Raw genomic sequence first — 26,503 nt, forward strand, 5'->3', positions numbered from 1 at the left:
GGAACGTATGTCTGCAGATTCCACCGCCGCGTCGGGTCGCGGGATGCGGCGCGCGCTGACGGCCGCCGCATCAGGTGCCACCGCCGGCATCGTCGTCTTCGGCCTCGCGACCAAGGCCAGGCCCGCGAGCTCGTCGAGGACCACTCCCGTCGGCGCCATCGTTCGCGGCGCCGCTGCCGGAGTCGTAGGAACGATGGCTTTCGACCTCTGGCTCTACCTGCAGTACCGGAGGGGCAAGGGCACCGAGCCGTTCCCGGACTGGGAGTTCTCGGCCGACGTGACAGGCTGGGACAACGCTCCCGCACCGGCGCAGGTCGGCCGCCGACTCGTCGACGGCCTCTTCGAGACAGAGCTCCCCAACTCCCGCGCCGCCGGCTTCAACAACGTCGCCCACTGGGCGTATGCGCTCTCCGGGGCGGTCGCATACGGGGTCGTCGCCGGGTCGCTCAGACGGCCGAAGATCGCATACGGCCCCCTCTTCGGCGCAGCGATGTGGCTCTCCGGATACGTGATCCTGCCGCCCATGCACCTGTACAAGCGCATCACGGAGTACGACTCGAAGACCCTCGGAAAGGATCTGCTCGCCCACCTCGTCTACGGGACGACGACGGCGGCAGCGTTCTCGTTGCTGTCACGGCGGCGGCGGTGACCGGGCGAGCGAAAGAGCAACCAGATCGCGCCAGATTCGTGATGCGTCAGACCAGTGCGGTGAAAGTTAACAGAAGGTAAATACTGGTATTTTCTTTGGATGCTCTCAGGTGCGCGTCGACTCTCCTCCCGTGTGCGCGATTCGTGGTGGAAAGTCCCGCGAGCTCGCCGGCTCGAGGTCTACGCGTTCTGGCGTTCGCGGCCTGTGAATCCGAACCAGGTACTTTACGAATCGTTCGCGGGTAACGGGGCGCTCTGCAACCCTGAGGCCCTCTTCCGTAGGCTGCGCGCCGACCCCGAGTTCGCCGGGCTCAACCACGTGTGGGTGCTCTCGGACTCTGACGACAATGCCTCGTTCGTGGCCGAGTTCGCGCGCGAGCGGAACGTTCGCTTCGTGCATCCTGGAACCAGTGGGTACTACCGCGCGCTCGCGACCAGCGGATACCTCGTCAACAACGCGACTTTCCCCGTCGAGTTCAGCAAGCGCGACGGGCAGACGTATCTCAACACGTGGCACGGCACGCCGCTGAAGCGGATGGGCTACGACATCGGTGACGCCGCGGCTCGAGTCGCCAACGTCATCCGCAACTTCCTCGCCGCCGACTTTCTGCTCACGACGAGTCCGTACATGACCGAGCGCCTCTATGAGGAGGCGCACCTGCTGCACGACATCTATCGAGGGCGGGTGATCGATGAGGGCTACCCGCGCGTCGACCACCAGTTCGCTGATGCGGACCACGTTCAGGCGATTCGTGCGCGCCTCGAAGACGTGGGCCTCCGCCTCGGCGGGAGGAAGGTCGTGCTCTACGCCCCCACCTGGAAGGGTGAGTCGTTCGGCGATCCGCACGACGACGCCGAGTTGCTCCTCGCGCGCGTCAGAGAATTAGAGGAACGCCTCGATCCCAGCCGCTACGTGGTCCTGCTGAAGACGCACCAGATCGTGCACAAGTACGCCGCCGGGCGACCCGAGTTCGCCGGACGCCTGATCCCGAACGAGATCCCCACCAACTCCGTTCTTGCCGCGACCGACATCCTCGTCACCGACTACTCGAGCATCTTCTTCGACTTCCTCGCCACCGGCAGGCCGATCGCGTTCTTGACGCCCGACATCGACGATTACGCCGGATACCGCGGTCTCTACCTCGAACCCGGCGAGTGGCCCGGCCCGGTGACCAAGTCGGTGGAGGAACTCGCTGCCGAACTGAACGAGATCATCGCTTCAGGCGTGTCCGAAGACGTCGCCGCGCGCTACGAGACCATGCGACTGCGGACCGCGGCGAAAGACGACGGCGGGGCGACGACCCGCGTCATCGACATCGTGTTCCGCGGCCGACCCGACGGATACTCGGTCGAGCCGATCCGGGGCAGTGAGCGACAGACCATGCTCCTCCACGTCGGCGGGATGCGCCCGGGCGCAATCACCGATGCCGCCGTCGCCCTGCTCGACACCATCGACCACACCCGCTTCGATGTCTCCGTCGTCTTCCCGTACACGCGACGAAAGGCCGTGTTGGAGCAGCAGGCGCGCATCCATCCCGCCGTTCGGCAGTTCGCCCGCGTGGGCAGCTTCAACGGCTCGCAGTTCTCGCAGCTTCTGCACCGCCGCGGCGACAGGGCCACGACGACCTCCGGCGCGACCGAACGACGCCGCCGGCTCTGGGACGACGAGTGGACGCGCTGCTTCGGGATGAGCACCTTCGACATCGTTGTCGACTTCCAGGGCCAGGGCCGACTGTGGTCCCGCCTGATGCTGCACGCTCCGGATGCGCGGCGCATGATCTGGCTGCACGGCGACCTGGCGGCCGCACGGTCCCGCGCCCTCGCCTCAGGCAACCACAAGCGCGCCCGCGAGCTCTCCTCGGTTTTCGCGACCTATCGGGACTACGACGCCCTCGTCTCGCCGACCCCCGAGCTGCGCGAGGCGAACGCGCGCGAGCTCGGGGAATACGCGGAGTCGACGGCGTTCGTCACCGCGGCCGATGTAGCCGGAGCTTGGTGAGACGGACACCGCGTCCTCTCAGGATCCGGAGAAGTCGACGATCGACGCGGAGTGGAACCCTCAGGCTCCGGCACCCCCGTCGACGGGGATCATCGCTCCGGTCACGTACGAGGCGCGATCGCTGAGCAGCCAGGCGGCGACCTCCGCGATCTCGCGCGGTTCGGCCATCCGCCCGAGCGGAATCGTGCTCTTCATCCGTTCGATGACACCGGGGGTCGCAGCCTCCCAGGCGTCGATCATCTCGGTGGCAGTGCCGCCGGGCGTGATGCCGTTCACGCGGATACCGTCGCGGGCCCAGCTCACCGCAGCGGTCTCGGTGATGCTGTTGAGAGCACGCTTCATGGCACCGTAGGCGGGCAGAGCGGGATTCGCCCGACGGCTTCCGATGCTCGAGGTGTTGACGATCGAGCCGGAGCCGGCCCCGTTGCGCCGCATGAGTGCGGCTTCAGCGGCCATCGCGGTCCAGTGGCCCCGGAAGTTCACGGCGAACTGCTCATCGATATCGTCGTCGGACGTCGTGTCGAGCGGCCCCGGATGCTGGATCGCTGCACCGTTGTTGAACGCGCCATCGAGCCGGCCATGAAGGTCTTCGACCCGAGCGACGGCGGCACGGATGCTCGCCCTGTCGGCGAGGTCGAGACCGACCGCGTCGGCGACGCCGCCATCGGCGCGAACATCGGCGACGAGGCGGTCGAGTGCTTCCGCGCTGCGGGCGGCGAGCACGACGGATGCGCCCTCCCGCGCGAAGAGACGGGCCGCCGCCGCACCGATGCCGCGGCTGGCGCCGGTGATGAGCACGACCTTGCCGCCGAGCAGGCCGATGGGAGTGGGATCGATTCGTGTGGAGTCTGTGGTGTTGGTCATGCAGTCAGTGTCGTCGCGACCCGCATCCTGATTCAGGCACAGACGGTACCAGGCTGCGGAGTCGGGGTGAGCGCAGACTGGGGGTATGGACAAGCAGGAGCTCGGAACGTTTCTTCGCAGTCGACGTGAGCGCCTCCGGCCGGAGGACGTCGGTCTCCCGTCAGGCTCTCGGCGCCGCACACCTGGGCTGCGTCGCGAAGAGATCGCGGTGCTGGCACACATCTCCACCGAGTACTACGTGCGGCTCGAGCAGGGCAGGGCGCCGCGGCCGTCCAGCGAAGTTCTCGCGGGCATCTCGGGAGCGCTCCGACTGACGGATGCGGAGTCCGCCCACCTGCACCTCCTCGCGGGCACGGCGCCGATCCAGAACGGGCTCCACTCGCGCGAGGTGCGTCCGAGCATCCTGGCGCTGCTAGAAAGGCTGCCGGGGACAGCAGCGATCGTGACCTCTGCCCTCTTCGAGGTGCTCGCGTGGAACGACCTGGCAGCGGCTCTCATGGAAGACTTCGGCAAGGTGGCCCCCGAACAACGCAACCTCGCGCGAAAGGCGTTCCTCGCGCCACCGGTTCCGGATGCTCCTCCTTACGGAATCTCCGACGGCGCCGAGTTCCGGCAGACCGTCGTCATGCAGCTTCGCACCACACTCGCGCGCTATCCCACCGATCCCGCGGTGGTCGGTCTGGTCGACGAGCTGCGCGAGAGCAGTACCGAGTTCGCGCGACTGTGGGAACGGCACGACGTGGAGGCGAGCCCGGTGCTCACGAAGACCTTCCGGCATCCGGTCGTCGGCGACATCACGGTCGACTGCGACTCGATGTCCCTCACGGATCGGGACCAGCACCTGGTGCTTTACTCCGCGCCCCAGGGTTCCCGTGACGCTGAGGCCCTCGCACTGCTCAACGTGCTCGGCACCGATAGCATCGCGTCAGCGGCTCGGTGACGTGGCCCGGCGTCCATCCGTTCCCGCAACACCCCGAAGGAGACCTGACATGACCCGCGTACGCATCGACCTCTTCGCCTCTCTCGACGGCTACACCGCAGGGATCGATCCTTCCTCCGACAATCCGATGGGTGAGGACTGGGGACGTCTCACCGCGGCATACACTGCGACCCGAACCTTCCGCAAGAACATCTTCGGCGACACGAGCGGCGACGGTACGACCGGGGTCGACGACGCATACGCCGCCGCATTCTTCGAGGGCGTCGGCGCCGAGATCATGGGGGCGACGATGTTCGGCCTGCACGCGCACCCCGATGACGCCGCGTGGAAGGGCTGGTGGGGCGACCGCCCGCCATTCGGTACGCCGGTGTACGTCCTCACCCACACGGCGCCGCGTCCGTCGATCCCGATGGAGGGAGGGACGACGTTCCACTTCCGCAGTGCCCCCATCGAGGACGTGCTCGCCGAGGCTACAGAGGCAGCGGAGGGTCAGGATGTGCGCGTCGGCGGCGGGATCGGCACCGCACTCGACTTCCTCCGCGCCGGCCTGGTCGATGAGCTGCACCTCATGATCGCCCCGATCGTCCTCGGCCGGGGAACACGGGTGTGGGACGACCTGGCCGGTCTCGACCTCACCCACACGGTGAAGACCGAAGTGGCCGAGAGCGGCACGATCCACGTCACCTTCACGCGCTAGGACTCGCACCCAGCGGCCCAACTCCGGATTTCTCGACCACTCGCCTGGGCGACTCAGCCCTTTGGTCCGGACGCCCGGTGACCGGGCGCCGACAGACCGAGAAGCGGATAAGCGACCGCGAAGCCGTCGCCGAGACCTCCCTCAAGGGCGTCGGCTCCATGACCTGCGTGATCAAGCAGTCGCAGTTCTGCATTCATACCGCTGTTCTTGGCCGCCTGAGTCAGTTTCTGAGCGACCTGCATGTAGTGCGTGTCGTCTTTGCTGGCGGTGAACACCGCAGTGCTGTTCAGCGGACCGCGTTGCGCCAGCAGGTTGATGGGCTTCTCTGCGTCGTACGCTGATTGGCTGTTCTTGAACAAGTCGTTCAGGGCGTAGGCCGGGTTCGAGGCTCCGGGGAACTCCTCTCCCGAGACATCGATGATCACGCGATAGAGATCGGGGCGTTTGATCCCCAACGAGACAGCGCACTGACCGCCGTTCGAGTATCCGGCGACCGTCCAGTATTGGTGGTCCTTCGTCACGTTCAGATGGGCTGTGATCCACGCGGTGACATCCTGCGTGAGGTAGGTGTAGACCTTCCCGTACCGGTCGGAATCGACGCAGCCCGTGTCGTTGATGCCTGGTCCCAGTTGATCGGGCACCACTACGATCGGGGCGAGTCCCTCGTGCTGTTCCGCGAACCGATTCAATACCGATGCGATCGGCGCAGGGTCGGGGTTCCCGGGCTGGCCCATGAGCATCACCACGACGGGCAACACAGGCGGATCCGACGTGCGGGCGGCCGGTGGGAGGTAGATCCCTGCCGCGCGCGCACTGAATCCGCTGACGGTGGGCGGAATGGTCACCGTTCCCGTCGTGCCCTGCTTCGGCATGCCCGCCGGCGGTTTCCAGCGAGACCAGAGGGGTGTATCCGGTCGGTCCGCTTCTCCGTTCGACGTCAATGGCGCGAGACGAATCGGCTTGCTGACCACGATGTTCACGAGATTGCCGACGGTGCGGTTCACGCCGAAAACGGCGTTCACCCCCAAGACGCCGCACATCAGGAAGACGACGATCGCTCCGGATGCCACAGCCTTGCGCCACCAGCGCACCCCACGAAACGAGACGACAGCTACCGAGACGGCGATACAGGTCGCAGCCACCCATAAGTAGCTGCCCATTCCCGGCGACCCTCCGAACAGGTCCAACCACCGCACGCAGATCAACCACAATGTGATCGCAGCAGCACCACCGGTCACGACAGCCACTGCGAGGGTGAGGAGACGACGCTTGTCGGGTCTGCGCGCCAGGAGGACGACCAGCCCCGCGAGGCCGAGCACGAAGACGATCGTGATGAGCGGCCCCTCCAACACATCCAGGTTGAGCAGGCCGTCCCACATCCCAGCGAACCCCTTAATTGCCGATATACACATAGAATAGCGTCATCTTACCTGTAGATATATCGGTCAGATTCACCAGTTGCCGGCTTTCTGCCAATATGGGTTCACGCCTGCAAAGTTGCGGGGATGCAAGACCGCCCCCGTTTGGGGGAAACCTGGGAGGTCATTCATGGACGTCAGCGGATTCGTTGGCATTCTCGTCATCATCGGCATCGCGGTTGTCATCGCGATCGTGCTCTTGTTGGTACTGCTGCTGTTCGCGCGCAGCTGGGTCAAGGTCGCCCGAGCCGACGAGGCGCTGGTCATCTCCGGGCGCAAGCAGAAGATCCAGCGCGCGATCGTGACTGCTGACGGCACGACCAGCTCGGAATTGGCCGAATCGCCGGTGACGGTGATCGTCAACGGCAAGTCGCTGGTGAACCCGATCACCCAGCGCCACGAAATCATCTCCCTGCGGTCGCGACAGGTATCCCTCAAGGCCGAGGCTCAGTCGCTCGACAGTGTGACTCTCAACGTCGATGGTGTCGCGATCGTGAAGATCGGCTCCGACCCGCTGTACGTACGTCGGGCTGCCGAGCGCTTCGCATCCCAGGACACGGCAATCGAGCAGTTCACCACCGAACAGCTCGAGGGTGCGCTCCGCGGCATCGTCGCAACCCTCTCGGTCGTCGAGCTCATGCGGGAGCGCAAGAAGTTCTCCGACCAGATCGCCTCCGACGTATCCCAGGAGCTGGCCGAACAGGGCCTGATCCTGGACTCTTTCCAGATCAAGGGAATCACCGACGACGTCGGCTACATCCAGTCGCTCGGAGCCCCCGAGATCCAGGCGAAGCGTCAGGCTGCCGAGATATCCCAGACCAATGCCGATCGTGCGATCAACCAGAAGAACATCGCGAACAAGGAAGCGAACCTCATCGAGCAGACCGCGCTCGACACGAACACGGCCAACGCGGACTCCGGGATCGGCCGCGCTCGTGCCGAGGCTGAACAGGCCGAGGCGCTCGCCCGCGCACAAGCAGAACAAGCTGTGCTGCAGCAGCAGGCCGAGAACAAGCAGGCCCAGCTCGACGCGGACGTCAAGCGTGTCGCCGATGCCCAACGCTACGAGGCCGAGACGCGAGCCCAGGCCGAACTTTTCACTCGCGAACGGGCAGCCGAAGCCGCTGCGATCGAGCAGGTCAAGCAGGCGGAGGCGCGCACCCGTATCGCCGAACAGCAGGCGCAGGCCGACAAGGCTCGCGCCGACGGCGAGTCTGCGGCCGCCATCGCGAAAGCAAACGGTGAAGCGAACGCGCTTCGCGCGCAGGCCGAAGCTGAGTCCGAGGCGCGAAGGTTGCGTGCCAACGCCGAAGCCGACGCCATCCGTGCTGAAGGTGACGCCCGAGCCGCGGCACTCGAGGCGGAAGCGAAAGCCATCGCCTCCAACCAGGACGCGTTCCTCTCGCAGCGCGTGCTCGAAGTTCTGCCCTCGATCATGGCCGAGTTCGCCAAGGGCTATTCAGCGATCGGCAACGTGTCGATCATCGGGAGCTCCGGCGAAGACGGCGCCTCGAGTCTGGTCGGCGCGGACAACGCCAAAGCACTGCGCTCCGTCTTCGACAGCGTTCATGCGGCCACGGGTCTCGACCTCGCCGGCATCATCCAGGGACAGGCGATCGGCCGAGGCTTCGGCACCGGCGTCGCGGAAACCTCCGCCCCGAGGAAATCGTCGCCGACAGCGGGGGCAGCGACCGTCGCACTGACACCCACCGACTAGCTCTGGATCGGCGCGCTACACATTGCGGAGTGCGGTCTACTCGAAGACGGGGCTGAGGAAGCGTCGCTCGTAACGACGGATGCAGCCCGTGTCGCGCGCGAACTGGAAAGCCGCCTGGCACTCGGGGTCGGAGGCCGCCGCCAAGCGGTACTGCTCGTAGTCGGCGAGCGACGGGAACGTGAACAACGCGAAGGCCTCGTCACTGTCACCCTCGCTCGGCATGAAGTACCCGTGATGCGTGCCACCGAGCTTCTCAACGAGCCGGATCCAGCGCTTCCCGTACTCAGTGAAATCGTCCAGCTTTGCGTCGTCGATCTCATAGCGGAGGTGCACGGTGATCACGAAGGGTCTCTCTCTCGTCGGCCGGTGATGTAGTCATCCTGTCAGCTGTTCGACACCCCGGCTTGAACGAGACCGACTCAGGTCGGGTCAGGTGCCTCGACGAGCCCTTCGGTTCCGATGGGCCGGGGAGTGATCCCGGCGCGGAGGAGACGGCGCTCACGGTCCCACCGCGTGTACTCCGCCACGGTGTAATGCCACTTCTTGACACCACGCGGAGCGAGGACGCGGAAGCCGACGACCTGCATGACGAAGCCCATGAAGAAGCCCAGGATCAGGAGGCCGAAGATCCAGTCCCACCAGTGGATGAGTCCCTCCTGATACACGGCGACGATGTACCAGATGGCCAGGGGAAGGTGGCCGAGCACCACCGCACCGAGGCCGGGGTTGTAGAAGAACTTGAGCTTGCGCGTGGTGATGACACCGTGCACGACGAACTGCGCGGGGAAACCCATCAGGATCGGTGCCAGGCCCAGCCACACCTGGTCGGGGAAGAGCACAGCGACGAAGTAGAGGATCCACGCCGTCCCGTTGATCCAGATACTGGAGAGCTCGTTGGTGGGCAGCGTGTCCGGGCGCACGTTCGGGTCCGGCTTGGACAAGAACACCTCGTTGAGCACCCACGGCTCCCCGCCCGGGAACCTGTACTCCTCGAACTGGTGGATGAAGATCACGGCCAGGTTCAGCAGCAGGATGAACTGCACCGTCGGCCAGTGGCCCAGGAAGGCGACGAGGAGCACCGGGACGACGAGCACCCCGCCGACGTCGTACCAGTGGCGCAGGATGAACCTGGTCATGGGACGAGGACTGTCTTTCCCTTGGTGCCGCCCGCTTGCACGTCATTGATCTCTTCGAGTGGGCGTCGGTCCGCGACCCAGACCGTGAGCTGGCCGAGGTCGACCTTTCGTACAAGCTCATCGAGCTGCTCGGCAGAGGCATGCACTCCCATTCGAATGCCCGTGACTCCGGCGCCGGCGTCCTGCTCGATCGGGCTGGTTGCCGAGACGATCCGGCCGCCGGGCTTCACCAGCCCGACGAGAACGTCTGTCGGCGTGGGGGCAACGTTGAACACGAGGTCGACCTCACCCTCGATGGCCTCACGAAGGGGAGTCGCCGTGTGGTCGACGACTTGGGCAGGCCCGTAAGCGCTCACCCTGTCGAAGCTGGCTGGGCTGGCGGTGGCGATGACCTCGGCGCCGGCGAGTACAGCGAGCTGAACGGCATAACCGCCGACGGCACCGCCTGCACCGTTGATCAGAACGCGCTGCCCGCTCTGTAGGCCACCGTGCTCGAAGAGCGCCTGCTGCGCGGTCAGCCCCGTCGCTGGAAGCGCGGCAGCATCCGCCAAAGGAATCGCGGTCGGTGCCGCAGCGAAGAGCTCCGCGGAACCGACTACATACTCCGCCGCAGAACCCGGAGCGTTCATCGGCAGGAATGCGATGACTGCGTCACCTGCCGCCAGGTCCGTCACTCCGTCGCCCACCGACTCGATCGTGCCCGAGACTTCCACGCCCGGCGTATGCGGAAGATCCAGCGGAAGCATGGCCTGAAGTGCCCCGGCGCGAACGGCGCCGTCTGCGGGATTGTTGGCACTTCCTGCGACTTTGACGAGCACTTGTCCCGGTCCGGGTTCCGGAATCGGAACATCCTCGATGACCAGGGGACCGCCGTACTCGTGGAATCGTGCTGCCTTCATTGTCTTGCTCACAATCTCAATAGCCTCTCGACGTTCTCGTGTGCGATCTTCTCCTTGTCCGCGTCCGATATCGGCGCGTTCTCGAGAAACGGGCGGGCGCCCTCCAACCCCATGATCGGATAGTCGACGGCGTACAGGATGCGGTCGACCCCGATCATCTGGATGCACAGTTGCAGATCCCGGTAGTCGAAGATGCCGCTCGGCGAGATGTGGAAATTGTCGACGAAGTAGTCGGTGATGCGCCGGTTGAGCTCTGTCACTCGCGGCGGCATCCTGTCCTCCAGTCGGGGCAGGTAGTAGGGGATCAGCTCTCCCCAGTGGCCGAGGATGATCTGAAGCTCGGGATAGCGGTCGAACACGCCCGAGAGGATCAGGTGCAGAGCGTGCACGCCCGTGTCGACGTGCCATCCGTAGCCGAAGCTGGAGAAGATGGCGCCGACCATCGGGGACAGCCTGGCAGTGGTCGCCGTGCGGATCGCTTCCGGCGGCAGGCCGGGGTGGATGTTGATCGGCACACCCAGATCGACCGCGGTCTTCAGCACGGGGTCGAACTTCTCCGCATCCAGGAACTCGTCCTCGACGCGATTGGTGACGAAGGCGCCGACGAACCCGAGGTCATCGACGCAGCGCTTCAGCTCCACTGCGGCGGCTTCCGGATCCGTCCAAGGAAGCGTTGCGAATCCGGCGAACCGTCCCGGGTATCGCCGAGTCGCTTCGTGAGCGTAGTCGTTCGTCTCACGGATGTGGTCCGCCCGGGTTTCCGGAGATGAGAGCACCTGGAGATCGATCCCGGCCGCATCCATCGCCGCAACCCGTGCATCGTCGACGGCCATTCCCAGTTGGTCCGCGCCGCCGACGAGTGACGGGTCCATAGTGGTGGCGTTCAGCGAGCCGCCTGCGGAACCCATACTCTCCATCGCACTGGTTCCGGGAACGCTGAAGTGCTCCTCGACAGTGATGATCCTCATGCGGCGTCCTCGGGCTCTGCATCAACCTCTTCTTCCGATGGCACGTCGTAGACGCCCATCTGGTTGTCGGGGATGACGTACGGGGACTTCTTGTCCGCGGCGAGGTAGTTCGGGGCGATGACCCCCGCGAGGAGGAACACTCCGAGGGCGCCAGCCGACTTGGCCACGTCCGCACGCGTGATCGGCCCCTTGGCGTGCACCGCGCGAATGGTCGCGATGCCGATGGGAACGTGTAGGAAGAACGACGTCAGGAAGCCCGGGCTGTAGCGCTTGTGAGCGAGCCGAGGCATCAATATTCCGTGTCCGACGGCTTGGAAGATCCCGAGCGCGGCCGCTGGAAGAGTGAGCCATTTCACTTTCGGGAAGAGAACCGGGAGCGCGTAGAACACCGAGAATCCGACGTTGGCGCACATCAGCCCCTGGGTGTTCATGGGGTAGTTCCGCGGCTGGTCGCTTTTGAACATCGTGCGATTGGCCATGCCGGGGAAATAGCCGGGGTCGACGTACTCCTCGTATTGATGAGCGGACATCGCCATCGAGTTCATCGCCGACAGCGCCCTCAAGTTGAGGTCCGACTTCTTTCCGGTGGCCACTAGGACGCTTGCGCCGCCGAGAGCCATTGCAGCGACCGCCCCGACGCGCGGCCACTCTTTGCGATAGAAATCACCAAACTTGCTCATGGAACCCCTCCAGTCATCTCGTTTGTTCACGCATCCGGTTCATCCCTGATCACAGAAGCCGATCGAGGGTGATCGGAAGATCTCGCACCCGCACTCCGGTCGCATGGTAGACCGCGTTCGCGACGGCGGCTGCTGCGCCCGTCACCCCGACTTCGCCGAGGCCGAGCAACCCGAGCGGTGAGGTCGGGTCCGGCTCGTCCAGGTAATCGATGTCGATCCTCGGGATGTCGGCATGTACCGGCACGTGGTATCCGACGAGGTCGGCATTTGTCTGTCGCCCGGTTCGCGGATCTATGAGGGCTTCCTCTGCGATCGCGGCGCTCAACCCCATGATGATGCCGCCGCGCAGCTGACTCGCGGCCAGTTTCGCGTTGATGACGCGACCCACGTCGAAGACACCGAGCCACCGCGAGATGCGGATTTCACCCGTGTCGATATCGACCTTCACCTGACAGAAGTGAGCACCGGTCGCTGCTCGCACGAAACGTCGTCGGTCGCGAATCAGGCCGGTGATGAAGCGCACCTGGGAGAGACTGCGTCCGACCACCGAATCGGATCCTGTTCGCGCCTCCAGATATGGAAGCCCCGCGTTGGCGATGACCGAACCGACAGCCCCTCGCGTCGTCCCGTCGCCGGACTGCTTGCGATCGCGGCTGGCCAACCGTTGCAGGTCATGCGTGATCTGCTCGCACGCTTGGAGCATGGCTGCCGCGAGACTGGCGGTCTGCGCCGACGCGAATGCGCCAGGGCCCGCCGGTTGGTCGCTGTCTCCGTGTTCGACGGTCACGGCTTCGACAGGTACGTGCAGTGCGTCGGCGACGATCTGCGCCTGGGCCGTGGCAGCGCCGACTCCGATCTCGTGGAAGGCGCAACGCACAAGGACGGTGCCGTCCGCATTGAGCCGCACCAAGACGTCGGCCGGCATCTGAGCCGGCAGATAGAACGCGCCGGCCACACCCCATCCGACCAGCCAGCGGCCGTCGCGGGTGGCGCGGGGCAGCGCGGGTCTCTCCGCCCAACCGAACTGCTCCGCGCCACGTTCGTATACCGACCGGCGGGCTCGGCGAGTGAATCGCTTGCCGTCGATCGGACTGCGCTCCGGGTCGTTCAGGAGGCGGAACTGGATCGGGTCCATACCCAGCTCGGCGGCGAGCTCGTCGACCGCCGACTCGAGAGCGAACGAGCCCATCGCCTCGCCGGGCGCCCTCATGAAGGTGTTCGGCAACACATCCAGCTCCGTCGTCGCCTGCCGCAGGAGGATGTTCGCCACGGTGTAGACGTGTCCGGACTGGGACGCCACCGGTTCCACCATCCCGCCGACTCGCCCGACCTGGGAGATCCCGGTGTGAACCAACGCGGTGAGGTGCCCATCCGATTCTGCAGCCAGCGCGACGCGCTGCGCTGTTGGGCTGCGCGCGCCGACGGTGCGATACACGGACTCCCGACTCAGTGCCATGCGGACCGGGCGATCGCATGCGCGAGCGGCCAGGACCGCGAGTACCGTTCCTGCCCACACTGCCGCCTTCCCGCCGAACCCGCCGCCGACATACGTCGCGATGACGCGCACTCCACTGGCCGGCACATCGAAACGGAGCGCTAGATAGCGGCGGGTCCAGTCGATGTTCTGGGTCGCGTCGTAGACAGTGAGGGAGTCGCCCTCCCAGACGGCCGTGGTGGCGTGCGGCTCCAGTGCATTGTGATTGTGCGGCGGCGTCGCATAGTTGTTGTCGACCTTGACGGATGCTGCTGCGAGCGCACCGTCCGGATCTCCGACCTTCGCCTCTCCGACGAAGATGATGTTGTTCTTGATCGTGACCGCGTCCGCCTGCGCCGCGACGAAGTCCGTGACCGCTGGAGACACTTCGTACCGCACCTCGACCAGGCGAGCGGCTTCGTTCGCGGCTTCTTGGGTCTCCGCGACGACCACGACGACAGGCTGACCGTTCCAGAAGACCTCGTCGGTGTTGAGGTAGTTCACCCGAGTGCCGCCGGCAGCGCTACCCGCTTTGAGAAAGTTGACCTTGGGCGGCGACGCCATCCGTGGCGCGTTCTCGTGGGTGATGACCTGGATGACGCCCGGTACGGCCGCCGCAGCGTCGGAATCGATCGCGGTGATCCGGCCTCGGGCGATGGTCGAATGCACCAAGGCCGCGTAGGCAAGGTCGGCGAAGCCGTATTCGGCCGAATACCTCGCCTGCCCAGACGTCTTGACGACTCCGTCTACTCGGTCGACAGGTTTGCCGACGTAGGTGGTCGCCTCTCCCGCCGAGCTGCGTTCGGTCGTCGTGCTCATGCCGCATCCGCCGTCGCTGCGAGAGCGGAGAGGGTCGCCACGATGGTCCTGCACGCGAGTTCGGCTTTGAACGCATTCTCGCCACGACCCTGGGCACTGGCGAGTTCGGCGTCAGCCGCCGCCCGAAAGGTCTCCTCAGTGGCCGGTGCGCCGATGAGGATCCGCTCCGCTTCCACGGCTCGCCACGGCTTGTGTGCCACGCCACCGAGGGCGACCCGCGCGACCGTGATCGTCCCGTCAGCAACTTCGAGCGCTGCCGCGACCGAGCACGAGTGCGAAAGCGAAGGATGCCCGATCGCGCACCTTGCGATACGTCGAATTCTCGCTCGCCGGTCGCGGGATCGCGACGGCGACGATCAGCTCATCGTCCTCGAGAGTCGTGTCGCGCTGCGGCGCATCGCCCGGCAGCCGGTGCAACTCGGCCAACGGGATGCGCCGCTCGCCCCGAACGCTCCGCACGTCGACGACGGCGTCCAGCGCCACCAACGCGACCGCCATGTCCGACGGATGCGCCGCGATGCAGTGCTCGCTCGTTCCCAGAATCGCCGTGTTGCGGTTGAACCCGTCCAGAGCCGAGCAACCGGTACCCGGCTCGCGTTTGTTGCAGGCGGCCGAGGTATCGACGAAGTAGAGACAGCGAGTGCGCTGTAGCAGGTTGCCCCCGACCGTGGCCATGTTGCGCACCTGCGCTGAAGCGCCGGCCAGCAATGCCCTGGCGAGCATGGGATATCGCTGCCGCACCAGGGCATGAGCGGCGAGGCTGCTGTTGCGCACCAGTGCACCGATCCGGATGCTCCCATCGGGGAGCTCTTCGATTCCCGTCAAGGGGAGCCTCGAAACGTCGACCAGCGCATCCGGCCGCGATACTCCGCGCCTCATCAAGTCGACGAGGTTGGTTCCACCACCCAGCGCCACAGCGCCCGGCTCGGCGAGGGCACGTACCGCGTCGTCAGTGCCGGTCACCCGCACATATTCGAACGCCTTCATTGCTCGGAGACCCCAGTGGACACGGCAACCTCGCGGATAGCGGCGACGATCCCGTTGTACGCACCGCAGCGGCAGAGGTTACCGCTCATGCGCTCCCTGATCTCGCCATCGGAGAGCCTGATGTCTGTGGCGCCGATATCCTCGGTGACCACGCTCGGCGCTCCCGCGCGGTACTCGTCCAGCATCGCGATCGCCGAGCAGATCTGACCGGACGTGCAGTATCCGCACTGAAACCCGTCATGCTTGACGAACGCTCGCTGCATCGGATGGGGCGCTTCGGCCGTCCCGAGGCCTTCGATCGTGGTGATCTGTCGCCCGTCGTACTGGACCGCCAGGGCGAGACAGGAAGCGATTCGCTGACCGTCCACGATGACCGTGCAGGCGCCGCACGCGCCCTGGTCGCATCCCTTTTTGGTGCCAGTCAGACCCAGATGCTCGCGCAGCGCGTCGAGCAGGCTGACCCGCGTGTCCACTCGCATCCGGTGATTCTCGCCATTGACCGTCAGCTGCACATCCTGCACGCGGACCTCCCTCATCGCTCCGTGGCATCAGAATAGGACAACACCGTTGACTTACCAAGACCCGTCCGCGAATCGTCGGCGCGCCGGAGCTAAGATCAGCGAGTGGAGACCGGACCCGAGGAGCTCGAAGTCGCGTTCATCCGCGCTCGGAGGCCGGAGCAGAAAGAGCAGCGGTACGCCGCGATCCTCGACGCAGCCAGACAGGTCGCCATGCGCGATGGAGTCGGCGCCGTCAGCCTCGGGACGATCGCCGCGAGCATCGGCATGCACAAGACCGCCCTTCTGAAATACTTCGCCACCCGGGAGGAGATCTTCCTCCGCATCGCCGAGATCGAGTGGCAGTCCTGGGCCGATGCGGTCGTCGCCGAGCTGACCGGTGACAAAGCCGACGACGCCCGGCTGGTTACGGTTCTGACGCGCTCGCTCACCGACCGCCCGCTGTTCTGCCAATTGCTGACATATTCGGCACTCACTCTGGAGCGGAACGTTCCACTCGATGCACTGCGAAGCTCGAAGAGCGCGGCCTTCGGCGCGGCAGGGCGAGTGGCCGACGCACTGCACACCGCCGCTCCGACCCTCCCCCGCGAGGCCTACCTGGACCTGGTGACCATGACCAGCGTGACAGCCGCGGGCCTCTGGCAGGTTGCTCATCCGCCACCCGCGGTCGTCGCCCTGCACGAGGAGCTCGAAGCCCAGGGCGGTTCCGCGTCGATCCGGTTCGACGAGCGAGTCGACCGGTTCATCTGCGTCTATCTCGAGGGGCTGCGCCACCATCCTGAGCCGAATCTTCGGGCGGAACCGGGCACGCGGCCTCGCTCTCAGCGGGCGAGTGGTGCATCGGACCAGAGATACTGCGCAATGGCGAACCGGTTCCGCCGTGGCGCGCAGCCGTGATCTCGGCGAGGATTGAGAGCGCCGTCTCGCCCGGCGTCGAGGCGCCCAGATCCAGGCCGAGCGGCGAGTGGAGCCGGCTCAGCGCGCTGTCGTCCACCCCGGCCTCCCGGAGGAGAGCGGCCCGCCGAGCCACCGTCGCTCGCGCTCCCATCGCGCCGACGAACCCGACAGGCATGCCGAGAGCGACGCGCAATGCAGGAACATCCAGTCGCTCATCATGGGTCAGAACGCAGATGGCGGTGCGCGTGTCGATGTCGTCCCCCGTCAGCGACGACAGGTACTCGTCGGGGAACGCCGTGACGACTTTGTCTGCATCCGGGAACCTGGACCTGGTCGCCAATGACTCCCACGCGTCGCACACGGTGACGGCGTATCCGGCCGATGTCGCGACCTTGCAGAGTGCCGCGGTGTACTCGCCCGCGCCCAGGATGATGAGTCGAGGCATCGGGGCGCGTGAGAGCACGAGCAGGTCGAGCGGTTCGGCTGCTCCGGATGGGGCGGCCGCCGGCACGAGGACGTTTTCCCGACCCGCGACAGCTGCCGGGGCGAACAGACCCGGCTCGGTGATGACGCGACCGCGGCCGGGACCCGAGGTCACGACACCGATCGAGACCGCCTCACCGCTCGCGGCGCGTTCGAGCACCGCGATGTGCTCCGCTCCGACGACGTAGGAGATGACGTCGATCGTGCCGCCGCAGGCGAGCCCGGCCGCGTGTGCGGTCGTGTCGTCGAAACCGAATCGAGCCGTGCCGGTCGTGCCGTTGCGAAGCGTCGTCAGGCCGAGCGCGACGGAGTCGCCCTCGACGCATCCACCCGAGATCGACCCGATGATCGTTCCGTCCGCGGTCACCGCCATCGTCGCGCCCACGCCGTGCGGCGCACTGCGAAGAACCCGGGTCACAGAGATGGCGGCGACTTCCGCGCCGGCGCGCAGGAGCGGAAGGAGACGTTCGGCGAGCTCAAGCATGAGCACCCGATATCGCTACGCTGTGCAGACAATGTCCGGACACGTACACGGCCTGTGCGGCCTCGTTCTCGCCGCCGGTGCGGGCTCCCGCTTCGGAGGGCCGAAAGCCCTCGCGCTCGACGCGGACGGCACCCCCTGGAGCGCCCTTGCTGTTCACATGCTTGTCGATGCCGGATGCGATCGCGTGTTCGTTGCTCTCGGAGCCGGATCGGCGGAGGCCGCCGCGCTTGTCCCCGCACACGCCGAGACCGTACTGGTCGAAGACTGGGCCATGGGGCTGTCGGCGACCTTGCGCGCGGGAATCGCGGCCGCATCCCGCACGCCCGCTGAGGCCCTTGTCATCACGCCCGTCGACACCCCATCCGCTCCTGTCTCGGCAGTGACCCGACTGCTCGCTGCCATCGGGCCATCGCTGAGCGACGGATGCGCCCAAGCCACGTATTTCGGCCGCCCCGGCCATCCCGTCATCATCGGCCGTCGGCACTGGAGCGCGCTGGTCGAGACTTTGACCGGGGATCGCGGAGCCCGCGCCTACCTTGTCGACAACGGAGTTCTGGATGTCGAATGCGGAGACCTGTGGGACGGAGCCGACGTCGACGCGCGCTAGCAACGGACCCTCGTCAGTATCTCGAACCGGCAGGATCAGGGCTCGTGACGCGCTGATCGAATAGTTGGTCGATACCCGCGAAGTACCGTTCGCGATCGAAGCCCGGAACGATCGTCTTCTGCACGACGAGACCCTGGCTCAGTGCCACCATCGTCGGGAGAAGTCGCTCCGCCCATTCGGTCGCCGCGTCGTCGTCGAGGCCATAGTGCTCTCGTGCCCAGTGAACGAGTGGGCGTCGGAAGGCTCGGCTCAGTTCGCCGAACGCGCTGTTCGCGATCTCCGCGAATGCCGGATCCGTTGCGGCTTCGCTCCACAGCTGCAGAACGATTGTCGGCGCATTCGGTTGACGGAGGAACGCGTCGTCCAGAATGCGAAGGACTCCGCTCGGCGGGATGGGCGCGTCCTGGCCGGCCGCGTCGATCGCCGCCGCTCGGCCTGCTCCTTCTCGTCGCACCGCCGCGAGGACGAGTTCCTGCTTGCTGCCGTAGTAGTCGTAGATCGCCCCGGAGGACAAGCCAGACTCCGCGATCACATCCGCCATCGTTGACGCATGAATGCCATTACGCACGAAACAGGCGACCGCAGCGTCGAGGATCTGGTTGCGGCGCGCTTCGCGATAAGCCTCAGTCACCTTGGGCACGGGACCCCTTTCCGAAAGCATCCTATCTCCGCTATGGTTCAAAGCGAACGATTGATCGCTTTTTTGCAGCTGAGGGGTTCCCATGACTACGACGAATTCGACAGGCTCGCCCGAACCGCGTGCACCTCACACTCCGTGGTTGAGGGCCGGTGTGATGGGAGTCCTCCTCTCGGCTGTGGTTTGTGTGATCGTGCTCGCGTTCACCTGGCCGAGCGCGACGCTGAACCCGCAGAACGTGCCGATCGCCATCAGCGGCCCTGCCGAGGCCGTGCAGCAGGTCCAGACCGCTCTCGACAAGCAGGCGGACGGGGCCTTCAAGCTGATCACCGTCTCGGATCGCGACGAGGCCGTTTCGAAGATCAAATCGCGCGACGCCTACGGCGCCGTCATTCTGGGCAGCGCCCCTGAAGTCCTCACGGCATCCGCGGCCAGCTCGGCGACCAACATCCTGATGACGCAGATCCACACCCAGATCCAGCTCATGGCGACGCAGCAAGCCGCTGCCGCAGCTGCCGCTGCGGGTGCCGCAACGGCTCCGACCGTCGAAGTGCCGCTGACCGACGTCGTCCCCCTGATCAGCACCGACCTCCGTGGGGTCGGCCTCACCGCCGCTGCCCTGCCTCTCGTCTTCGGCGGGCTGATCGGCGGCATCGGTATCACGTTCGTCGTGAGCGGCGCCTGGCGTCGGGTCGTCTCCCTCTTCGCCTACGCGATCGTCGGCGGCCTCGCAATCGCGGGGATCATGCAGGGATGGTTCGGATTCCTCGGCGGCTCATACTGGGCGAACGCCGGAGCCTTCGCGCTCACACTGCTGGCGATGGGCGCGACCATCGTCGGTTTCGCTTCACTGCTCGGCCGCATCGGCGTCGCCGTCGGTCCCGTGCTCTTCATGCTGGTCGGCAACCCGATCTCGGGCGCGGCCTTCCCGAAGGAGTTCATACCCGTCCCGTGGGGCACGGTCGGTCAGTTCCTGCCACCGGGCGCCGGCATCTCGCTCCTACGCGACACCTCGTACTTCCACGACGCGAACCCGGCATTCCCCATCCTGGTGCTCTGCGGATGGGCAGTGTTCGGTCTCATCCTCATCGTCGTCGGCCACTTCCGCGACCAGGGCCGAATGACCGTCGAGGAGAACCCCACCGACGTAGCGGCGGAACCCGCGCTCGCGTGACACGAGCGTCGGGTCGCCCTCGTTCGAGCTGAAACATCGACGCGGTCGCCATGAGTAGTGGCCCGGGATTCGTGGGTTCTCCACGATTTCCGGGCCACTCCGTTTGAAGCGCATGACCTGCGCTGGCTGCCATGATCCGTCTAGACGCGAACCCTCGGCACGGTTACAGTCGCCAAACGATCGGTGTTGCGCGTCGATGCCCGATCACAGTCCGAACCCGTGAGGATCAAGACGATGGCTGAGCGACGAAGTTGGTGGCCGTTCCACAAGCAGCACGAGGCTCCGGCCCCACCCCCAGCTGAGGAGGCATCGGCGCAGACAGACTCCGGTCGCGGCGTGCGCATCTTGCTCGGCCTGGCCAGCGCGGTCGTCATCGCGTTCGGGATGCACGCGATCGGCGGGATCCTCGCTCCCGTTCTGCTCGCGCTGATTCTCACGATCTGCGCACAACCGGTGCGCGTCTGGCTCACCAGACACGGAACGCCGGACGGCCTCGCCACGGTCGCCGTCGCTCTCACCGTATTTGCATTGCTCGCTGGTTTCGTCGGGCTCCTCATCCTGGCGACCGCCGAGTTCGTCGGGATGCTCCCTCAGTACACGGAGCAGCTCGAGCAACTGGGTCAACAACTCGGATCGTGGCTGGAGAGCATCGGAATCGGTGCGGCTCAGGTGCAGACGATCGTCTCCGGCTTCGACCCGGGCAAGCTCCTGAATCTGGCGACCAGCGTCCTCGGCGACGCGTTCGGTCTGGTGAGCTTCCTCGTCATCGTGCTGACGATGCTCATCCTGATGCCCGCCGATGCCGCATACACGCCCACCGTCATGAAGCAGCTCCAACCGACGAAGCCCGGCCTGGTCTTCGCACTGAGCGGATACGCGCGCAATGTCCGTCGGTACATGGTGGTCACCGCGGCGCTCGGCATCGTGCAGGGCCTCATCAACGGGTTCGCTCTCGTGATCCTCGGCGTCCCCGCCGCCCTCCTCTGGGCGATACTCTCGTTCCTCTGCAGCTTCATCCCGAACGTCGGCTACTTCGTAGCCCTGATCCCCCCACTCGTGTTCGGCTACCTCACGGGCGGTTGGGGCACGGTCATCGCGGTCATCGTCGTGTACGGGCTCATCAACGCGGTGGTCCAGTCGATCGTGCAGCCGAAAGTCGTCGGCAACGCGGTCGCGCTCAGCCAGACCCTCACGTTCTTCTCCGTGCTGTTCTGGGCGGTCGTCATCGGTCCGATCGGCGCGATCCTCGCCGTCCCGCTCACCCTCTTCGTCCGAGCGATCCTCATCGATGCGGATCCCGGGGCTCGCATCTGGCGAGCGCCAATCGGTGACCTCACCGAGGCGAAGCGGCTCATGAAGCAGGAGTCGCAAGCCCGCAAGGCGCAACGACACAGAGGCCCAGCGGGCGGCCCTGCCGCATCCGGCTCGGGTTCCTGAGCGGCGAGCGGGAGAGGACAAGGCTGTGTGGGATGCACTGGGGCACGTTCTCCCGCTCGCTGTGGCGGGACTGGTCAGCTCGGTACCACTGACGGCGACGATCGTCATTCTCCTGTCACCGAACGCGCGACGGTCGTCGATCCCGTACATGATCGGCTGGGTCGCCGGGATCTTCGTGACGACGGCGGTGTTCTCGCTTCTGGCGCAGGCGCTGCCTCTGTCGAGTCATCGGCAACCGCAAGTAGCGGTCGGCATCGTCGAGATCATCATCGGCTTGGCACTCGTAGTGCTCGCCTTCGTCCAGTGGCGCCGACGCCCGCGTGAGGAGACTACGACGGAACCGCGGTGGTTGCGCGCCGTCCGCTCGTTCGGCCCGTGGACATCGCTGGGCTTCGCGCTTGCCCTCAGTCTCCGGCCTAAGGCTCTACTGCTCAGCGCTGCCGTCGGTCTGGCCATTCGCGGCGCCTATGTGCCCGTGAGCGGAGCTGTCGTGGTGATCACCGTCTACACCGTGATCAGCACCTCGGCCGTCATCGGTCTCGTCGTCTTCGCGCTCGCTTCCCCGACCCGCACACAGCCTCAACTCGAACGCGCAAGAATCTGGATAACGGCAAACAGCGCGATCGTCACCATCCTCGTCCTCGTTCTGGTCGGAGTCTTCATCCTGGGCAACGGCATCTCTCGGCTCGGCTGATCTGTCGGCTGGGCTGATCCGCCGCCGCGGGTACTCATCGCCGCGTGACGCGGTTATCGGGGTAGCAGCAAACCGTTCTCGGATCGGTTCAGGGCCCGACGGGGCCTCGAGGTTCGTCCCAATGGCCGCCCTGCTCGGGTTCACCGGTGGCGGCGAGGATGGTCTCCTCGACCAGCCGGGGGTTCGACGGGCGACGGTCGAGCACAAAGAGGTAGACGGCATCGAGCACGCCCAGCGTGTTCGTCAGCAGCAGGGCGATGAACCACGGCTTGCTGCCGTTCTTGGCGGCGCGCCAAAGCGACGCGCCTTTCCACCCGAGACTCCAGGCGATCGCCACGACGAGGAGCGCGCGTCGAGCCGGCGTGATGTCGGGCATCCGCTTTCTGAATGAGCCTGGGTTCTTTCTCATGGCGTTCATTCCACTGCGGTCGCGCTTCCAGTGTCAAGCGTCGAAAAGGCGCCGGGCGAGGCACCGCTCTCGACGAGGGTCGTACCCTGCTCATCATTCCGGGCGGCCGGGATTCGTGGAATCCTGTGGTGATGGACGCTCACGAGATCCGCAACTCGTACCTGCAGTACTTGGAGAGCAGGGGTCACACGGTCATTCCGCGCGCCAGTCTCGTTCCTCCCGACCCGAGCACCCTCTTCACGGGAAGCGGGATGCAGGCGCTGCTTCCCTACCTCCTGGGCGAACCGCATCCCGCGGGCGTGCGCCTCACCGACAGCCAACCGTGTGTGCGCGCGCAAGACATCGACGAAGTCGGCGACAATCGCCACACCACATTCTTCGAGATGCTGGGCAACTGGAGCCTCGGCGACTACTTCAAAGAGCAGCAGATCCGGCAATTCTTCAGCTTCCTCGTCGACACCGTCGGGTTGGATCCCGATCGGTTGTCGGTGACCTGTTTCATCGGCGACGAAGCTTCCGGCATCCCGCGCGACGAGGAGGCCGCGCGGATCTGGCAGGCCGTATTCGCGGAGCGGGGCATCACGGCCGACATCGCCGCAATCGGCAGCCAGGCCGACGGCGATAGAGCGGGGTGCGTGCCGGGGAACGGATCTTCTACTACGACGGGAACGAGAACTGGTGGTCGCGGGGCGGTTCGCTCGGCGGTACTCCGATCGGCGATCCTTGCGGTCCCGACAGCGAGGTCTTCTACGACTTCGGTCCGGAGCACCACGACCCGGCATACGGCGAGGCGCATCCCGCGAGCGACGGCGGCCGATTCATGGAGATCGGCAATCAGGTCTTCATGCAGTACCGGCGGCTCGACGACGGAACGTTCGCGCCGCTTGCTCGGAGAAACGTCGACTTCGGCGGAGGGCTCGAACGTATCGCGGCGGCGGCCATCCACTCGGCCGATGTCTTTCGCATCAGTCTGCTGTGGCCCATCGTTGAGAAGCTCGAAGAACTCACGGGCAGGCGCTACGAGGATGAGACGCACGCGATGCGGATCGTGGTCGATCATCTGCGGGGAGCGACCTTTCTCGCGGTCGACGGGGTGCGGCCGTCGAACAAGGAGCAGGGCTATGTGATGCGCCGCTTGCTGCGTCGCGCGATCCGGCTCGCACTGTCCCTCGGTCTCAACGAGAACTTCCTGGGTCAGATCGTGCCCGTGATAGCCGACCTCTACGCCGACGACTATCCCGAGGTGCAGCAGCGGCGCGAGGAAGTGATCGACGTCCTGGTCAAGGAGGAGCGAGCGTTCAGGCGCACCATCGAGGCGGGCCTGCGCGCCGTCTCGGCGTTCGCCGGTCGCACGATCACCGGACGCGACGTCTTCACCCTCTCCGACACGAACGGGTTCCCCAAAGAGCTGACCATCGAGGAAGCTGGCCGCCTGGCCATAGACATCGACCCTGACTGGGAGCGCGATTTCGATTCCGCGCTCCAAGCGCAGCGAGATCGCTCCCGCTCTACCACTCGGCTCGGCGCCGCAGGACTTCCCGGAGGTGTCGAAGTCGCTGGCGCCTGATCCCGGGGCTGTCACCTTCGTCCCCGGATCACGGAGACCGCTCAGTCTTTGTGAAGCATGTCGATTCCGGCGGCAGCGAACTGTCGGATCGTCGCATCCGGAAGGAAGGCACGAACCAGACCTTGGCCGATCCGAGCGAGGTCACCCTCATCCCGGTAGAGCAGGTAGATCGGTTCGTAGCGCGGATTGAACTTCTCCTTGAATCGGTGAAGTGACGAGAAGCCGTACACCGGCTCCAACACCGTGGCGAGCTGTCCGAGGAGTTGCGCGATACGCCCCTCCTCGGCACCGACCGCGTGCGACAACGGTGCGCCCGACAACGAGATGATCTGCGCGCCCTCGTCGGCGAAGACTTGGGCTGAGGAACCGATGAGGAACTCCATGACGGCACCGAAGCCGCCATCCCGGCGACGCATCAAGTCGAGCGTCCAGCCTCTATGCCTGCCTCCCGGTCCGAAAACCGGCAGCCACGACACGAACCCTTCGACATCGCCCACGTTCGAGACGGCCAGCGCGAGCCGCACCTCCGGATCTTCTGCTTCGTGCATGGTGCCCAACGTGAACCGCATCTCGGGAAGACCCTTGTCACCGACCCACGACTCTGAGATCGCGCGAAGCTGCTGACGCACACCCCACGTCTCGGCTGCCAGTGTCGTCATCCGAAACGAAACCTCTTCGCGAGCAGCCCGATTCAATGCCGTCCGGACGTGCTGCCATGGCTTGCCAGTGAATGTCAGCCCGGGAAGGTCGACGATCGTGTCGTCGGCGATGACAAGGCTGCGCCAGCCTTCCGGCATCGCATCGCGGGTGAGTTCGCTCGCGCTGAAGAAGCACGGGATGAGCGCGTCGCGCTCGGCCGCGTCGACGAACTCCTCGACGCTCGACGCCGCGGTCGAAGGGGCCCCGAGAGGGTCGCCCAGCACGATCGCGACACCCGCGTGCTTCTGGTACGCCACCATGCCGCCGGTCGTGCGGAAATACTCCATCCCCGACCAGGTCGACATCCACGACAGGGTCCCGCCGCCATCCGTCTCGACGACGATGCGTGCGTCGTCTGGAGTCGGGCTCTGATCAGGATGCGTGCGTCTTGCATTCGCTCCGAGCGCGCGACGTCTGTGTGCACTGAACGCACGACTGGTCGTCACAAGGTAGAGCAGAAAAGCCAACCACAACACGGAAGTTGCGATCGAGACATCGACATCGCCCCAATCGAGTCTCACCACATCCGGGTACAGCAAGGACAGGACCACGTACAGTGCCGCGACCAGCACATTAACGGCGCCCCAGACAACCGACAACACCCACGCCCAGCGCCTGCCGAGCCGCAAGCCGTTCGCCACGAAGACAATGACGACGACGTCGATGACGACGTCGAGCCACGGGCCGGCGAGCGGCGCGGTCGAACCGAAAGGGCCATTCGTCGGCACGAGCAATGCCAGCACCTGGATCGCCCCGAGCGCGACGCTTGCGGCGAAAGCAAGAAGACGCCGTTCCCGAATGCTTGCACGCCGGATGCGGAAGGATCGATCGACAGCCAGCACGAATACGACCGCGAAGGCATGCTCCAGATCCGCGAGAGTCCCTAAAAGAGGACGCTGATGGCAGCGTAGAGGAAGGCGATCAGCCAGCCCCGCTGACGCCACGGTGAGGCAAACAAGCCCACGCACGCCGCAAAGCATGCCACCGTGCCACCGGACGGACCGACGTCCAGCGAGCCGGCGAGCTCAATAGCCCACGGCCAAGGCAGCATGCTGGCGAAGTAGAGGAACGCCGCGGTCGCCAGGATCGCGACCAACTGCCCCGCACCGAAGTATGCGAACGCGGCGCGTGACCCACGCTTCCACTCCAGGAGAGCCATCCAGAAGAACCCGATCAGTGTCGGGATGTACAGCAGGGGTGAGGCGACGAAGAACGTACCGGTCAGCGGTGTCCACCAACGCCCTTGCTGGAAAGAAGGGAGCCCGTACGCGATCGCACTCCACCACGGTTGCTGCTCGGTCGCGGACCAGAGTCCCTGCCCGACAAATCCGACAGCGACAATGACCGCGACAAGTCCGAGCGTGACGGGTACGCGGCCAATGAACGAAAAGACTGCCGCCCGCATGTCCGTATTCGACGCACCCAGCGGTGCCCCTGAGTCCTGCCCGTCCCCCGACCCGGTCATGTCCGCAAGCTCAGATGGGGCGGCCCGCTCGTGCGGCGATCCGTCGTCGGGCCATGGTTCGTCTCCGTCTGTGAGAGATGATGACGTTCACGTAGGTTCGTGCTGCATCTAAAGCTAGCTCGGCGAGCCAAACTTGGCCAGGGCGGGTGGCCAGACCCGAAATCCGAGGAGGCGCGAGCGGCTCTT

The 26,503-nt window shown here is 65.7% G+C and carries 25 protein-coding genes and 3 pseudogenes; 12 read left to right on the forward strand and 16 right to left on the reverse strand.

Features of this window, described 5'->3' with window-relative positions; genetic code table 11:
- The first annotated feature begins 7 nt into the window (after nucleotides 1-7).
- Together ACQ86A_RS17580 and ACQ86A_RS17585 are read left to right on the forward strand one after the other, a co-directional pair.
- A complete protein-coding gene (locus tag ACQ86A_RS17580) occupies nucleotides 8-649 on the forward strand; it encodes a hypothetical protein (RefSeq protein ID WP_431278218.1) in 642 nt (213 codons plus the stop codon).
- Between the two features lie 99 nt (nucleotides 650-748).
- Nucleotides 749-2,647 carry a CDP-glycerol glycerophosphotransferase family protein gene (locus ACQ86A_RS17585; protein ID WP_431278219.1) on the forward strand — a complete coding sequence of 633 codons (1,899 nt, stop codon included), beginning with the start codon at nucleotides 749-751 and terminating at the stop codon, nucleotides 2,645-2,647.
- A 60-nt stretch (nucleotides 2,648-2,707) separates the two neighbouring features.
- Here ACQ86A_RS17585 and ACQ86A_RS17590 read toward each other — a convergent pair whose 3' ends face one another.
- On the reverse strand, nucleotides 2,708-3,511 hold the full coding sequence (locus ACQ86A_RS17590; RefSeq protein WP_431278220.1) for an SDR family NAD(P)-dependent oxidoreductase: 804 nt from the start codon (nucleotides 3,509-3,511) through the stop codon (nucleotides 2,708-2,710).
- An 85-nt stretch (nucleotides 3,512-3,596) separates the two neighbouring features.
- Here ACQ86A_RS17590 and ACQ86A_RS17595 point away from each other — a divergent pair, with 85 nt between their 5' ends.
- Both ACQ86A_RS17595 and ACQ86A_RS17600 read left to right on the forward strand, forming a co-directional pair.
- Nucleotides 3,597-4,451: a helix-turn-helix transcriptional regulator gene (locus ACQ86A_RS17595; protein WP_431278221.1), complete on the forward strand. Its 855-nt coding sequence runs from the start codon at nucleotides 3,597-3,599 to the stop codon at nucleotides 4,449-4,451.
- A gap of 49 nt (nucleotides 4,452-4,500) precedes the next feature.
- Complete coding sequence (locus ACQ86A_RS17600) at nucleotides 4,501-5,148, forward strand: dihydrofolate reductase family protein (protein ID WP_431278222.1); 648 nt, start codon at nucleotides 4,501-4,503, stop codon at nucleotides 5,146-5,148.
- Between the two features lie 53 nt (nucleotides 5,149-5,201).
- Here ACQ86A_RS17600 and ACQ86A_RS17605 read toward each other — a convergent pair whose 3' ends face one another.
- On the reverse strand, nucleotides 5,202-6,527 hold the full coding sequence (locus tag ACQ86A_RS17605) for an alpha/beta hydrolase (RefSeq protein WP_431278223.1): 1,326 nt from the start codon (nucleotides 6,525-6,527) through the stop codon (nucleotides 5,202-5,204).
- A gap of 169 nt (nucleotides 6,528-6,696) precedes the next feature.
- Between ACQ86A_RS17605 and ACQ86A_RS17610 the strand changes: the two genes are divergently transcribed.
- Nucleotides 6,697-8,283: an SPFH domain-containing protein gene (locus tag ACQ86A_RS17610; protein ID WP_431278224.1), complete on the forward strand. Its 1,587-nt coding sequence runs from the start codon at nucleotides 6,697-6,699 to the stop codon at nucleotides 8,281-8,283.
- Nucleotides 8,284-8,319: 36 nt separating this feature from the next.
- Here ACQ86A_RS17610 and ACQ86A_RS17615 read toward each other — a convergent pair whose 3' ends face one another.
- The 9 genes and pseudogenes from ACQ86A_RS17615 to ACQ86A_RS17655 all read right to left on the reverse strand — a co-directional run bounded on the left by ACQ86A_RS17615 (nucleotide 8,320) and on the right by ACQ86A_RS17655 (nucleotide 15,767).
- On the reverse strand, nucleotides 8,320-8,625 hold the full coding sequence (locus ACQ86A_RS17615; protein ID WP_431278225.1) for an NIPSNAP family protein: 306 nt from the start codon (nucleotides 8,623-8,625) through the stop codon (nucleotides 8,320-8,322).
- 77 nt (nucleotides 8,626-8,702) lie between these two features.
- The gene (locus ACQ86A_RS17620) at nucleotides 8,703-9,419 is read right to left on the reverse strand and encodes an HXXEE domain-containing protein (protein ID WP_431278226.1); all 717 of its coding nucleotides are present in this window, start codon (nucleotides 9,417-9,419) and stop codon (nucleotides 8,703-8,705) included.
- Nucleotides 9,416-10,330 (reverse strand): NADP-dependent oxidoreductase, encoded by a 915-nt coding sequence (locus ACQ86A_RS17625; RefSeq protein ID WP_431278227.1) that lies wholly within the window; start codon nucleotides 10,328-10,330, stop codon nucleotides 9,416-9,418. The genes ACQ86A_RS17620 and ACQ86A_RS17625 overlap by 4 nt, the downstream gene beginning before the upstream one ends.
- A complete protein-coding gene (locus tag ACQ86A_RS17630; RefSeq protein ID WP_431278228.1) occupies nucleotides 10,327-11,286 on the reverse strand; it encodes an amidohydrolase family protein in 960 nt (319 codons plus the stop codon). Before ACQ86A_RS17630 ends, ACQ86A_RS17625 begins: the two co-directional genes overlap by 4 nt.
- A complete protein-coding gene (locus tag ACQ86A_RS17635) occupies nucleotides 11,283-11,966 on the reverse strand; it encodes an HXXEE domain-containing protein (protein ID WP_431278229.1) in 684 nt (227 codons plus the stop codon). Before ACQ86A_RS17635 ends, ACQ86A_RS17630 begins: the two co-directional genes overlap by 4 nt.
- 49 nt (nucleotides 11,967-12,015) lie before the next feature.
- The gene (locus ACQ86A_RS17640; protein ID WP_431278230.1) at nucleotides 12,016-14,259 is read right to left on the reverse strand and encodes a xanthine dehydrogenase family protein molybdopterin-binding subunit; all 2,244 of its coding nucleotides are present in this window, start codon (nucleotides 14,257-14,259) and stop codon (nucleotides 12,016-12,018) included.
- Entirely contained in the window at nucleotides 14,256-14,579 is a 324-nt protein-coding gene (locus tag ACQ86A_RS17645; protein WP_431280479.1) for a hypothetical protein, read from the reverse strand. Before ACQ86A_RS17645 ends, ACQ86A_RS17640 begins: the two co-directional genes overlap by 4 nt.
- A pseudogene (locus tag ACQ86A_RS17650) lies at nucleotides 14,560-15,246 on the reverse strand (FAD binding domain-containing protein); the annotation flags it as partial. The pseudogene ACQ86A_RS17650 and the gene ACQ86A_RS17645, both read right to left, overlap by 20 nt.
- Nucleotides 15,243-15,767, reverse strand: coding sequence for a 2Fe-2S iron-sulfur cluster-binding protein (locus ACQ86A_RS17655; protein WP_431278231.1), 525 nt, complete (start codon nucleotides 15,765-15,767; stop codon nucleotides 15,243-15,245). The pseudogene ACQ86A_RS17650 and the gene ACQ86A_RS17655, both read right to left, overlap by 4 nt.
- Before the next feature lie 210 nt (nucleotides 15,768-15,977).
- On the opposite strand from ACQ86A_RS17655, the pseudogene ACQ86A_RS17660 reads away from it, so the two are divergent.
- Nucleotides 15,978-16,469 (forward strand): annotated as a pseudogene (locus tag ACQ86A_RS17660) (hypothetical protein); the annotation flags it as partial.
- Nucleotides 16,470-16,506: 37 nt separating this feature from the next.
- Here the strand turns inward: ACQ86A_RS17660 and ACQ86A_RS17665 are convergent.
- Nucleotides 16,507-17,628 (reverse strand): XdhC family protein, encoded by a 1,122-nt coding sequence (locus ACQ86A_RS17665; RefSeq protein WP_431278232.1) that lies wholly within the window; start codon nucleotides 17,626-17,628, stop codon nucleotides 16,507-16,509.
- A gap of 31 nt (nucleotides 17,629-17,659) precedes the next feature.
- On the opposite strand from ACQ86A_RS17665, the gene ACQ86A_RS17670 reads away from it, so the two are divergent.
- Nucleotides 17,660-18,235: a nucleotidyltransferase family protein gene (locus ACQ86A_RS17670; protein WP_431278233.1), complete on the forward strand. Its 576-nt coding sequence runs from the start codon at nucleotides 17,660-17,662 to the stop codon at nucleotides 18,233-18,235.
- A 13-nt stretch (nucleotides 18,236-18,248) separates the two neighbouring features.
- On the opposite strand, the gene ACQ86A_RS17675 is transcribed toward ACQ86A_RS17670, so the two are convergent.
- Nucleotides 18,249-18,875 (reverse strand): TetR/AcrR family transcriptional regulator, encoded by a 627-nt coding sequence (locus ACQ86A_RS17675; RefSeq protein ID WP_431278234.1) that lies wholly within the window; start codon nucleotides 18,873-18,875, stop codon nucleotides 18,249-18,251.
- A gap of 82 nt (nucleotides 18,876-18,957) precedes the next feature.
- On the opposite strand from ACQ86A_RS17675, the gene ACQ86A_RS17680 reads away from it, so the two are divergent.
- The 3 genes from ACQ86A_RS17680 (at nucleotide 18,958) to ACQ86A_RS17690 (ending at nucleotide 22,177) form a co-directional block, all read left to right on the forward strand.
- Complete coding sequence (locus ACQ86A_RS17680; protein WP_431278235.1) at nucleotides 18,958-20,046, forward strand: ABC transporter permease; 1,089 nt, start codon at nucleotides 18,958-18,960, stop codon at nucleotides 20,044-20,046.
- A 234-nt stretch (nucleotides 20,047-20,280) separates the two neighbouring features.
- Nucleotides 20,281-21,483 carry an AI-2E family transporter gene (locus ACQ86A_RS17685; protein ID WP_431278236.1) on the forward strand — a complete coding sequence of 401 codons (1,203 nt, stop codon included), beginning with the start codon at nucleotides 20,281-20,283 and terminating at the stop codon, nucleotides 21,481-21,483.
- A 25-nt stretch (nucleotides 21,484-21,508) separates the two neighbouring features.
- Nucleotides 21,509-22,177: a GAP family protein gene (locus tag ACQ86A_RS17690; protein WP_431278237.1), complete on the forward strand. Its 669-nt coding sequence runs from the start codon at nucleotides 21,509-21,511 to the stop codon at nucleotides 22,175-22,177.
- An 88-nt stretch (nucleotides 22,178-22,265) separates the two neighbouring features.
- Here ACQ86A_RS17690 and ACQ86A_RS17695 read toward each other — a convergent pair whose 3' ends face one another.
- Nucleotides 22,266-22,586 carry a DUF5652 family protein gene (locus ACQ86A_RS17695; protein ID WP_431278238.1) on the reverse strand — a complete coding sequence of 107 codons (321 nt, stop codon included), beginning with the start codon at nucleotides 22,584-22,586 and terminating at the stop codon, nucleotides 22,266-22,268.
- A 131-nt stretch (nucleotides 22,587-22,717) separates the two neighbouring features.
- On the opposite strand from ACQ86A_RS17695, the pseudogene ACQ86A_RS17700 reads away from it, so the two are divergent.
- Together ACQ86A_RS17700 and ACQ86A_RS17705 are read left to right on the forward strand one after the other, a co-directional pair.
- Nucleotides 22,718-23,092 (forward strand): annotated as a pseudogene (locus tag ACQ86A_RS17700) (alanine--tRNA ligase-related protein); the annotation flags it as partial.
- A 125-nt stretch (nucleotides 23,093-23,217) separates the two neighbouring features.
- A complete protein-coding gene (locus tag ACQ86A_RS17705) occupies nucleotides 23,218-24,153 on the forward strand; it encodes an alanine--tRNA ligase-related protein (RefSeq protein WP_431278239.1) in 936 nt (311 codons plus the stop codon).
- Nucleotides 24,154-24,194: 41 nt separating this feature from the next.
- Here the strand turns inward: ACQ86A_RS17705 and ACQ86A_RS17710 are convergent, their stop codons facing one another.
- On the reverse strand, nucleotides 24,195-25,820 hold the full coding sequence (locus ACQ86A_RS17710; RefSeq protein ID WP_431278240.1) for a bifunctional lysylphosphatidylglycerol flippase/synthetase MprF: 1,626 nt from the start codon (nucleotides 25,818-25,820) through the stop codon (nucleotides 24,195-24,197).
- On the reverse strand, nucleotides 25,736-26,257 hold the full coding sequence (locus ACQ86A_RS17715; protein WP_431278241.1) for a hypothetical protein: 522 nt from the start codon (nucleotides 26,255-26,257) through the stop codon (nucleotides 25,736-25,738). Before ACQ86A_RS17715 ends, ACQ86A_RS17710 begins: the two co-directional genes overlap by 85 nt.
- Nucleotides 26,258-26,503: the final 246 nt, after the last annotated feature.

It is taken from the genome of Leifsonia poae, from assembly GCF_050632195.1.
Taxonomy (GTDB): domain Bacteria; phylum Actinomycetota; class Actinomycetes; order Actinomycetales; family Microbacteriaceae; genus Leifsonia; species Leifsonia poae_C.